The organism is Variovorax sp. Varisp85, from assembly GCF_047304045.1.
In the GTDB taxonomy this organism is placed as follows: domain Bacteria; phylum Pseudomonadota; class Gammaproteobacteria; order Burkholderiales; family Burkholderiaceae_C; genus Variovorax.
Genome location: NZ_JBGLYN010000054.1, coordinates 31307 through 41722, shown reverse-complemented (window position 1 = coordinate 41722; position 10416 = coordinate 31307). Strand labels below are relative to the sequence as shown.

The 10416-nt window shown below is 69.8% G+C and carries 8 protein-coding genes; 6 read left to right on the top strand and 2 right to left on the bottom strand.

Annotation, left to right across the window (positions count from 1 at the left end):
* The 6 genes from ACCC97_RS20245 to ACCC97_RS20220 all read left to right on the top strand — a co-directional run.
* A partial coding sequence (locus tag ACCC97_RS20245) for an aminoglycoside phosphotransferase family protein (RefSeq protein ID WP_413334643.1) occupies nucleotides 1-1077 on the top strand: 1077 nt, incomplete at its 5' end.
* A gap of 35 nt (nucleotides 1078-1112) precedes the next feature.
* Nucleotides 1113-1838: a 16S rRNA (uracil(1498)-N(3))-methyltransferase gene (locus ACCC97_RS20240; protein ID WP_007834878.1), complete on the top strand. Its 726-nt coding sequence runs from the start codon at nucleotides 1113-1115 to the stop codon at nucleotides 1836-1838.
* A gap of 91 nt (nucleotides 1839-1929) precedes the next feature.
* Nucleotides 1930-3288, top strand: a complete 1359-nt coding sequence (locus tag ACCC97_RS20235) for a M20/M25/M40 family metallo-hydrolase (protein ID WP_007834877.1) — start codon at nucleotides 1930-1932, stop codon at nucleotides 3286-3288.
* A gap of 100 nt (nucleotides 3289-3388) precedes the next feature.
* Nucleotides 3389-3841: a YidB family protein gene (locus tag ACCC97_RS20230; RefSeq protein WP_413334640.1), complete on the top strand. Its 453-nt coding sequence runs from the start codon at nucleotides 3389-3391 to the stop codon at nucleotides 3839-3841.
* A gap of 103 nt (nucleotides 3842-3944) precedes the next feature.
* A complete protein-coding gene (locus ACCC97_RS20225) occupies nucleotides 3945-6857 on the top strand; it encodes a DUF4132 domain-containing protein (protein WP_413334637.1) in 2913 nt (970 codons plus the stop codon).
* Nucleotides 6854-8035 carry an MFS transporter gene (locus tag ACCC97_RS20220; protein ID WP_413334635.1) on the top strand — a complete coding sequence of 394 codons (1182 nt, stop codon included), beginning with the start codon at nucleotides 6854-6856 and terminating at the stop codon, nucleotides 8033-8035. Before ACCC97_RS20225 ends, ACCC97_RS20220 begins: the two co-directional genes overlap by 4 nt.
* Here the strand turns inward: ACCC97_RS20220 and ACCC97_RS20215 are convergent.
* The gene (locus ACCC97_RS20215) at nucleotides 8007-8864 is read right to left on the bottom strand and encodes an alpha/beta hydrolase (protein WP_007834869.1); all 858 of its coding nucleotides are present in this window, start codon (nucleotides 8862-8864) and stop codon (nucleotides 8007-8009) included. The two genes, ACCC97_RS20220 and ACCC97_RS20215, sit on opposite strands and share 29 nt — an antisense overlap.
* Nucleotides 8861-10372: a M20 family metallopeptidase gene (locus tag ACCC97_RS20210; RefSeq protein ID WP_413334632.1), complete on the bottom strand. Its 1512-nt coding sequence runs from the start codon at nucleotides 10370-10372 to the stop codon at nucleotides 8861-8863. Before ACCC97_RS20210 ends, ACCC97_RS20215 begins: the two co-directional genes overlap by 4 nt.
* Nucleotides 10373-10416: the final 44 nt, after the last annotated feature.

The following is a 10416-nucleotide window of genomic DNA, read 5'->3' as shown; positions in this document are numbered from 1 at the left end:
GCCTCATTGGCCCCAAGCCCCGCCGAGACCATCCCCTGGACCGATCCGCAGCGGGCCGAAGCGTTCCGGGCCTGGGTGGCCGCCGTCGCGCCTGCCCACCGGCTGCTGCCCGGCACGGTGCGGCTCGCCTCGGCCGACGCGAGCTTCCGCCGCTATTTCCGCCTCGACACCGCCGACCCCGCCGCGCCGACGCGCATCGTGATGGACGCCCCGCCGGACAAGGAAAACAGCGCCCCCTTCGTCCAGGTGGCGCAGCTGATGGCCGGCGCCGGGGTACTCGCCCCCATGGTGCTCGAATGGGACCAGCCCCGCGGCTTCCTGCTGCTCGACGACCTGGGCCGCCAGACCATGCTGGACGTGATCGATCCGGCCCGGCCCGACGCGAGCCGCCCGCTCTACGACCAGGCCATCGACGCATTGATCCGCTGGCAGCTGGCCTCCAAACCCGGCGTGCTGCCGCCCTACGACCGGGCGCTGCTGGAGCGCGAGCTGGCGCTGTTCCCCGAGTGGTACATCGGCCGCCACCGCGGCATCGCGGTCGAGGGCAAGCTGAAGGAGCGGCTGGAGCGCAGCTTCAAGCTGATCGTCGAGAGCAACCTCGCATCGCCCAGCGTCTACGTGCACCGCGACTTCATGCCGCGCAACCTCATGGCCGGCAACGGTCCCGCGCTCGGCGTGCTCGACTTCCAGGACGCGGTCTACGGCCCCATCACCTACGACGTCGCCAGCCTGATGCGCGACGCCTTCCTGAGCTGGGACGAGGAATTCGTGCTCGACGTCACCATCCGCTACTGGACGGCGGCGCGCAAGGCCGGCCTGCCGGTCGACGAGGACTTCGGCGCCTTCTACCGCGCAGTCGAGTGGATGGGGCTGCAGCGCCACCTGAAGGTGGCCGGCATCTTCGCGCGCCTCACGCTGCGCGACGGCAAGCCCAAGTACCTGGCCGACACGCCGCGCTTCATCGCCTACATCCGCGCCACCGCCAGCCGCTACATGGAGCTGACGCCGCTGCTGCGCGTGATCGACGAAGTCGAGGGCACCTCGGCCCTCACCGGCTTCGCCTACGGCCGCGTCTGAAGGAAAACGGCTGCCCACGCCATCGATTTCACAGCATGCCGCGTTTTCACTGTTCCGTGCCGCTGACCGCCGGCGCCAGCCTGGCGCTGCCGGCCGGCGCCGCACGCCATGTTCAGGTGCTGCGGATGCAGCCCGGCGATGCGCTCACGCTGTTCGACGGCGCAGGCGGCGAATACGCGGCGACGGTCGAGCGCATGGGCCGCAGCGAGGTCGCGGTGACGGTCGGCGCGCACCAGCCGGTGGAGCGTGAAGCCCCGCGCGCCGTGCATCTCGCGGTCGGGATGCCGGCGAACGAGCGCATGGACTGGCTGGTGGAGAAAGCCTCCGAGCTCGGCGTGGCGAGCATCCAGCCGCTGGCCACGGCCCACGGCGTGCTGCGCCTGTCGGGCGAGCGCGCCGAGAAGAAGCGGGCGCACTGGGAGGCGATCGCGGTCGCGGCCTGCGAGCAGTGCGGGCGCAACCGGGTGCCGGTGGTCCTTCCGGTGCAGTCCTTTTCGGGCTGGCTCGATGCGCAGCACGACACGGGGTCGACCGCCGTGCGCCTCGTGCTGAGCCTCGCGGAGGGCACGCGCGCCCTTCCTGCGGTGCAGATCCCCGATGGCCATGGCGCGGTCGTCCTGAGCGGCCCCGAAGGCGGCCTGAGCAGCTCGGAAGAACAGCAGGCCATTGCCCGCGGCTTCGCTCCCGTCACCCTTGGCACGCGCGTGCTGCGCGCCGAAACCGCGGCGCTGGCCGCGCTGGTGTGCCTCGCCGGCCTCTAGGCAGGCCGCGCAAGGTGGTGTTTTCCGCAACGCGCGCGCGGAAAGCCTGAGAAACAATCGTTACTCTACTGAGACAAAAGAAGGACTGTCGATGTCCCGCTCGCCAGGTCCACTGCGCCTCGCCCCTCTCGTCCTTGCCGCGCTGGTGTGCGCCGCACAGGGCGCGCTCGCCCAGAGCCCGGCTGTCGCCCCCACGCCCGCGCAGGTCAGCCCCGATGTCGACAAGGCCTATGCCCAACTGATGGCAGCACCGGCCATCCAGAAGCTGCTCGACGCAGTCAGGGCCGACCACGAGCGCTCGGTCGAAGACCTGAAGATGCTCACCGAGATCGAGGCGCCACCGTTCAAGGAACAGAAGCGCGCCGAAGCCTTTCTCGCGCGCATGAAGGCGTTCGGCCTGACGCACGCGAAGATCGACGCCGAAGGCAACGTGGTCGGCCTGCGCAAGGGCACGGGCAACGGGCCGAAGCTGCTGATCTCCGCGCACCTCGACACCGTGTTTCCCGCCGGCACCGACGTGAAGGTCAAGGAGCGCGACGGCCGGCTCCACGCACCGGGCATTGCGGACGACACCCGCGGGCTCGCCGTGCTGCTGTCGTGGCTCAAGGTGCTGAACGACAACAAGGTGCAGACGGTGGGCGACCTGCTGTTCGTCGGCAACGTCGGCGAGGAAGAGCTCGGCAACCTGCGTGGCATGAAGGCCGTCTTCAACGACCACCTCGACATCGACGGCATGGTGGGGCTGGAGCCGTCGCCGCCGGGCGCGGTGCTGGTGCTCGGCACCGCGAGCCACCGCTACGAGGTCACGTTCCAGGGCCCGGGCGGCCACAGCTTCGGCGCCTTCGGCCAGGTGCCCAGCGCCATCCACGGCATGGGCCGCGCCATCGCGAAGATCGCCGACGTGCACACGCCGAGTTTTCCCAAGACGACGTTCACCGTCGGCACCGTGGGCGGCGGGACCTCGGTCAACACCATCGCGCCGGACGCGCGCATGGCCATCGACATCCGGTCGGACGACATGGCCTCGCTGCTGGAGACCGAAAAGAAGATCCTCGCGGCCATCGACGAAGCCGTGGTCGAGGAAAACAAGCGCTGGAACGTCAACACGCTGAGCGTGAGCACCAAGCTCATCGGCAACCGCCCCGGCGGCCGCACGCCGCCCGACTCGGTGATCGTGGAGGCCGCCGTCCGCTCGAACAGCGCCTTCGGCCACAAGACCCTGCTGCGCGGCGGCAGCACCGACGCCAACGTGCCGATCTCGCTGGGCATTCCGGCCATCATCGTCGGCGGCGGCGGCAAGGGCTCGGGATTCCATTCGCTGAGCGAGTCCATCGACGTGACAGACGCGTGGAAAGGCGCGCAGAATTCGCTGCTCACCGTGCTGGGCCTGGTGGGGGTGCAAGGGGTCAGTCCCGCATTGCTCCCCAAACGGACGGCCCGTACCAAGTAATTTGTCACGTTGCCAGTTTGAAAGTGATGTTCCACTTTCAGCTTATGGCCCGCGGCGCCTAACAATGCTGTCGGTCTGTCACACACCAAAAGGAAAAGCCATGGGATTGCTCGATTCAGTACTCGGTCAGGTGCTCGGGGGCGCGGCCCAGCAGCAGCAACCGCAAGGCGGTGGACTGGGCGATCTGGGAGGCCTGGCCGGCGCGCTGGGCGGCCTGCTCGCCAACAACGGCGGGCAGGGTGGCCTGGGCGGTCTGGTCTCGAAGTTCGAGCAGGCGGGCATGGGCGACGTCATCGGCTCGTGGATCGGCAAGGGGGAAAACCAGCCGGTTTCGGGCGATCAGCTGCAAAACGCGCTGGGCAGCGACACCATCGCTGCCATCGCGTCCAAGCTCGGCATCAACGCGCAAACGCTGCTGCCGATGCTGGCCACCATGCTGCCAGCGCTGATCGACCAGCTCACGCCGCACGGCAAAGTCCCGGACCAGGGTCTGGGCAACCACGACGACCTGCTGGGTTCGCTCAGCGGCCTGCTGCAAGGCAGGCAGTCCTGACCGAAGGACTGTCTTCTCCTGAATTCATGCGCCCGCGAGGGCGCTTTTTTTTGGCCGTGCGTGTTGGCCGACAATCCCGCTGGCATCAATCGAGGGAAATGGCATGGCGGGCAGTCGCAAGTCGAAGGAAGAAGGTCTGGACGCGCAGCCCGATGGCACCGTGCGGTGGTCCAAGGGCATGCGCGAGGCGCTCGCGCAATTCAACGACCGGCCCTGCGGCCACTGCGGCGGCCTGCTCTGCGACGAACGCCGCCTCTGCGACAGCCTCGACTTCTTTCGCCGCCACCGCTCCCGCTTCTACCCCCCGCGCGCCGCGCGGCTGCGCATGCTCGACATGCACGGCGCCGCGGCGGCGGAACTGTTCTTCGAGCCGTCCCCGCACAAGGAAGCCGTGACCGACCTGCTGGCCATCCACGATCCGGCGGTCGTTGGCTTCTTCGTGGCCCAGGTCAAGCAGATCGACTGCAAGAACGCCCTCGTCAAGCAGGCGGGCCGCTGGCCGTTGTTCGTGCTGCGCGAGTTGCTGTCGGCGAACCCGGCGCGGCACCAGGCCGGCGCCGCGCTGGTCCTGGAGCTGCTGGCCGCGAACCCCGACTGGCAGAAACCGCTGGAGGCCTCTTGCGACGACGCCCAGCGCAAGACGCTCGCGCGCCTGCAGGAAGACAGCTCCGTCGGAGTGACCGATGCCGCTGTCGATGCCTGGCCCGCGCTGCTGCGGCGCCCGCCGTGGAAGAACCGGCAGGCGCTGCCCGTCATCCCGACGCTGGCCTTGCAGCCCCTGCCGCCGACGGCGCGGCTGCACTGGAGCGATCTGCCGCCACCGCAATACCTGCAGGCCACGGGCGAATCGTCCGACTGGCTGGCCCGCGAACTCCGGGTCTCGCGCGAAAGCGCCGACCGGTGGATGAACGAGTTCGCGCGCAACCAACCCGACGCGCCTGCAGAGGTGCGCGAGGGCGGCACGGTTCACAAGGCCTTGTGGATGCTGGGCCTGCGCCCCGAGCTCATCGAGGCCGTCGCAGCGAACGGCCGCGAGATCGGTCCGGAAGACTTCGGCCCGCTGCCGGGCAACCGCTGGGGCGTCGCCGAATGCATCTGGCACCTGCCCCTGCCGCTGGCTGTCGCGGTATTCATGCATGGGCCACCCCCCATCCTGTACTCGGGCGATGTCTCGCGCGTGCGGCCCATCCTCCATGCGTTCGGCGCTGCCGCGCTGCCGGGGCTGCCGCGCTTTCTCAAGCAGGGCTCTCGCGCAATGTTCGAGCTGGCCTCGGTCATCGAATGGGATCCGCTCGCCGGCTGGATCGCCAGGGGCTTTCACACCAACCGCTGGGTCCGGCGCGAAGCCGGCGAGTGGCTGGCGCGCTATCCCGACACGGCTGCGCGCGGCCTTGTTCCCGTCGCGCTGGGCGAACCCGGCCCCGCGCGCGAGGCGGCGCAGGCCGCGCTGCGCTGGCTGCACGGCGCCAGCCACGCCGGAGCGGTGCGCAACCAAGCCCACGCCTACGGCGCCGAAGCCGCCAATGCGGTGGCGCAGCTGCTGGCCATCGCGCCCGAAGAACTCCTGCCCGACAACCTGCCCGTGGTGCCGAAGGCCTTGCCGCTGGCAGCGCTTCCCCGCCTGATCCTCAAGGCAGGCGGCCACGCGCTACCGCAGGCGGTGGTGCCCGACGTGCTGATGGCGATGATGCTCGGCAAGCCCGACGCCCCCTATCCTGGGCTGGCCGGGCTGCTGGATGCACTCACGCCCGATTCCCTCGCGCGCTTCGGCCGCGCGCTGCTGGCCTGGTGGATCGGCAACGGCCGCCCGGCCAAGGAGCGCTGGATGTTCACGCTGCAGGGCCGCCTCGGCGACGGCGAGACCGCGCGCCAGCTCTACGGCCTGCTGCGCCAGTGGCGCGTTGCGCTCGACCGCGTGCGCGCCTACGACGCGATGGCGATGCTCGGCGAGATCGGCAGCGATGCCGCGCTGATGCACCTGGCCGAACTCGCGCGCCAGACCCGCCACGACGACCTGCGCACGCGCGCCGACCGCATGCTCGGCGAAGTGGCCGAACAGCGCGGCCTCAGCCTCGACCAGCTGGCCGATCGCACTGTCCCCGACCTCGGCCTCGACACGCGCGCCCGGCTGACGCTCGACTTCGGCCCGCGCAGCTTCGAAGTGCGCATGGACGACAACTTCCAGCCTGTGGTGCACGACGCCAGGGGCAAGGTGCTCAAGACGCTGCCCAAGCCGGGCGCCAACGACGACGCCGGCAAGGCCGCCGCTGCGACCACGCAGCTGAAGGAGCTGCGCAAGCTCGCGAAGACCGTGGCCACCACGCAGGTCAAGCGCCTCGAGGCCGCGATGTGCGCGCAGCGCCGCTGGGGCCCCGACGAATTCGTTCCCTTCTTTGCCAACCATCCGGTGCTGCGGGTCTTCAGCCGGCCGCTGGTCTGGGGCCTGTTCGACGCATCGGGCAGGCAGCTCGAAGGCATCTTCCGCATCAGCGCCGAAGGCGAGCTGACCGACCTGCAGGACGACGCCGTCAAGCTGCCCGAGACCGCGCGCATCGGCCTGCCGCATCCGCTCGAAGTCGCGGCCCTCGACCCGTCGCTGGCAACTGCCTGGGCCGCCGTGCTGGCCGACTACGAAATCGTGCAGCCCTTCGAACAGCTGATGCGCCCGGTCTTCGTGCTCGACGAAGCGCTGCGCCCGCGCCGCGAGCTGCCGCACTGGGCCGGCCGCGCCATATCGAACGCCGCCCTCATGGGCCTGGAAACGCGCGGCTGGCAACGCGAGGTGGGCGACGGCGGCATGGTCGACAGCTTCAACAAGGCCGTGCCCGGCGGACGCCGCATCTGTCTGCAAATCGAAGAAGGCTGGTTCGTGCAGGACAGCCCCGAAGGCAAGGAACTTCAGACCGTGCGCGCGGTGGCGCTCGACGGCACCGAAGGCACGCTGGGCGACCTGCCGCCTGTCGTTTTCAGTGAAATCGAACGCGACCTGCAACGCGCGATACGGGACACACCATGAACCGCAACCTCTGGCTGCTCGCCATCTGCCAGGGCTTGCTCCTGACCAACAACGTCACCTTCATCGCCATCAATGGGCTGGTGGGCCTGAGCATCGCGCCGCGCGGCTGGATGGCGACGCTTCCGGTGATGAGCTACGTGATCGGCGGCGCGCTCAGCACCGGGCTGGTAGCTCGCACGCAGCAACGCCTCGGCCGGCGCGGCTCGTTCCAGACCGGGTTGGCGGTGGCGCTGGTGTCGGCCTTGCTGTGCTGCTACGCGGCTGCCACGAAGAATTTCTGGCTGCTGTGCTTCGCCACGGTGGTCGCGGGCTACTACAACGCCAATGCGGGGCTCTACCGTTTTGCCGCGGCCGAGCTCGCGGCGCCGGCGTGGCGCGAGAAGGCGGTGTCGGTGGTGATGGCAGGCGGGCTGATCGGCGCGGTCGCGGGGCCCAACCTCGCGACGGCCACGCGCCAGGTCTTTGCCGTGCCGTTCGCGGGCGCCTATATCGCGCTGGCCGCGGTGGCGCTGCTGTCGATGGCGGTGATGCACTTCATCGAATTCCCCGCCGCGCCCACGCGCACGGGGTCCGCCGGGGGCCGACCATTGGGCGAGATCATGCGGCAGCCGGTGTTCATCGTGGCCGCCACCGCGGGCGCGCTGGGCTACGGCGTGATGAACCTGCTGATGGCCGCAACGCCCATCGCGATGCAGATCTGCAGCCTGCCGTTCTCCGATGCCGCGCTGGTGCTCGAATGGCATGTGATCGGCATGTTCGCGCCGGGCTTCTTCACCGGCCATTTGATCCGCCGCTTCGGCGCGCTGCCGGTGATGGGCGTGGGGCTGGTACTCAACCTCGGGTGCATCGCGATCGCGCTTTCGGGCGTCGAGCTGCACCACTTCGTCGTGGCGCTGTGCCTGCTGGGCGTGGGCTGGAATTTCCTGTTCACCGGCAGCACCACGCTCTCGCTCACGACCTACACCGCCGAGGAGCGCGACCGTGCACAGGGTGCGCTGAACTTCTGCGTGTTCGCCACGCTGGCGGTGACTTCGTTCGCCTCCGGCGTGCTGGTCACCACGCAGGGCTGGCGGCTGCTGAACCTCGGTTCACTGGTGCCGGTGGTGCTGACGGGCGCGGCGCTGGTCTGGCTGGCGCGCAGGCGCACCGTCAGGCCGGCGACGGAAAGCGCCGGTTGAGCCAACGCTGCAGCGCCTCGAAGACAGGGTCGGCTTCGAGCTCGTTGAAGATCTCGTGGTACAGCGTGTCGAAGCAGTGCGCCTCGACCTTGCCGCCGGGCGCAGCGGCTGCGGCAAAGGCGCGGCTGGCGGCGGGCACCACGAGGCGGTCGTCGCCCGCGTAGAGCAGCAGTGTCGGCACGGGCCAGCTGGCGGCCCGCTGCTGCACCGTCGCGCCTTCGTACGCCAGGAAGCGCGCGAGCCGGCCGCCGATGCGGTCGTGCGTGAGCGGGTCGTCGCGGTAGGCCTGCACCACGGCCGGGTCGTGCGAGAGGTAGTTGTCGTCGAGCCCGTTGCCCACGCGCAGGTTGGGCGCAATGCGCGGCAGCACCGCGAGCAGCGCCTTCTGTAAACCGCCCAGGCCCGGATCGAGCCCTGGCGATGAAAGCACCAGCCCATCGACCGGCCGCACCCCGCGCGCCACCAGGCTCGCGGCCACCAGCCCGCCCAGGCTGTGACCCAGCAGCACGAGCGGCAGGCCGGGGTTCTCGCGGCGCGCATCGTCGATCACGAGGGCGAGGTCGTCGACCAGCCGCAACTCGCCGGGCAGGCCGCCGCGCGCGCCGGTCGATTCGCCATGTCCGTGGTGATCGTGCGCCCACACGGCGAAGTCCCATTCGTGCAGGCATTCCGCAAGCGCGTGGTAGCGGCCCGCGTGCTCGCCGAGCCCATGGACCACCACGATCACGGCGCGCGCCGGACCGGGCGCCGGCAGCCGGCGCAGGGCGAGCGTCTCGCCGTCCGGCGTGGACAGCGACACGCGCTGCGGCAAAGGCAGCGCCTCGCTCAAGCGGCGGCCGGCTCCGATGCAGCGGCGCGGTGCGCGGCCGGCAGCGCGGCGATCACCTCGGCCACGGCGGCGGTGAGCTTCTTGGCGTAGGGCACATGCAGGAACTCGTTCGGGCCGTGCGCGTTGCTCTTCGGACCGAGCACGCCGCAGACCATCATCTGCGCCTTGGGGAAGCCGGCGCTGAGCATGTTCATCAGCGGGATCGTGCCGCCCTGGCCGATGTAGCCGCATGAGGCGCCGAAGTGCGCCTGCGAGGCCTTGTTGAGCGCGTCCTCGAACCACGGCGTGATCGTCGGCGCGTTCCAGCCGGTGGCTCCGCCGCCGCTTTCGAATGTGACGCGGGCCTGGTAGGGCGCGTTGTCCTCGAGCAGCGCCTTGAGCTTCTGCACCGCTTCGGCCGCATCGACCAGCGGCGGCAGGCGCAGCGAGAGCTTGAACGCGGTGTACGGGCGCAGCACGTTGCCCGCGTCCTTCAGCGCCGGGAAGCCTTCGGCGCCGGTCACCGAAAGCGTCGGCTTCCAGGTGCGGTTGAGCAGCGCTTCCACCGGGTCGGTGGTGGTCGGCAGCGCGAACATGGTGGAGCCGCCGCAGTCGTAGTGCGCCCACGGGAAGCGCTTGTAGACCTCTTCGCCGAGGATCGCCGCGGTGGCCTTCGCCTGCGCCAGCCGGTCGGCCGGCACTTCGCAGTGGAAGCTCGCAGGCAGCAGGCGGCCGGTGGCGCTGTCCTCCAGGCGGTCGAGCACCTGCCGCATGATGCGGAAGCTCGAAGGCACGAGGCCCGAAGCGTCGCCCGAGTGGATGCCTTCGGTCAGCACCTCGACCTTGAGCGTGCCGCTGGCCATGCCGCGCAGCGAGGTGGTGAGCCACAGCTGGTCGTAGTTGCCGGCGCCGGAATCGAGGCAGATCACCAGCTCGACATTGCCCAGGCGCGGGCGCAACGCGTCGACGTAGGGCAGCAGGTCGTAGGAGCCGCTTTCCTCGCAGGTCTCGATCAGGCCGACGATGCGCGGATGCGCCGCGCCCTGGTTCTTGAGCGCCTGCAGCGCGGCGATGCTGGCGTACACCGCATAGCCGTCGTCGGCGCCGCCGCGGCCGTAGAGCAGGCCGTTCTCGTACTTGGGCGTCCAGGGGCCGAGGTCGTTGCGCCAGCCGGTGAATTCGGGCTGCTTGTCGAGGTGGCCGTACATCAGCACGGTCTCGCCCATGTCGGTGCCGGTGGCCGGCACTTCGAAGAACAGCACCGGGGTGCGGCCTTCGAGCCGCACGATCTCAAGCTTGAGGCCCTCGACCTTCTGCGCCTCGACCCACGCGGCGGCATTGCGCAGCACCGTCTCGAGATAGCCGTTGGCCGACCAGTCCTTGTCGAAGCCGGGCGACTTGGCCGGGATGCCGATGTAGTCGGTGAGTTGCTTGACGATGTCGCCATCCCATTGGGCGGTGACGTCGGACAGGGCGCGCTCGGCGTCGAGCGCGCCGGTGGGCATTTCGCGGTGCAGGGGGGCGTTCATCGAAGGGTTCTCCGCGGGTGACGAAAAAACGCATTTTGCGCCCG

Coding starts and splice junctions, on each gene's coding strand:
- ACCC97_RS20240 (WP_007834878.1), top strand. CDS start 1,113: ATGCCGCGTTTTCACTGTTCCGTGCCGCTGACCGCCGGCGCCAGCCTG.
- ACCC97_RS20220 (WP_413334635.1), top strand. CDS start 6,854: ATGAACCGCAACCTCTGGCTGCTCGCCATCTGCCAGGGCTTGCTCCTG.
- ACCC97_RS20235 (WP_007834877.1), top strand. CDS start 1,930: ATGTCCCGCTCGCCAGGTCCACTGCGCCTCGCCCCTCTCGTCCTTGCC.
- ACCC97_RS20230 (WP_413334640.1), top strand. CDS start 3,389: ATGGGATTGCTCGATTCAGTACTCGGTCAGGTGCTCGGGGGCGCGGCC.
- ACCC97_RS20225 (WP_413334637.1), top strand. CDS start 3,945: ATGGCGGGCAGTCGCAAGTCGAAGGAAGAAGGTCTGGACGCGCAGCCC.
- ACCC97_RS20210 (WP_413334632.1), bottom strand. CDS start 10,372: ATGAACGCCCCCCTGCACCGCGAAATGCCCACCGGCGCGCTCGACGCC.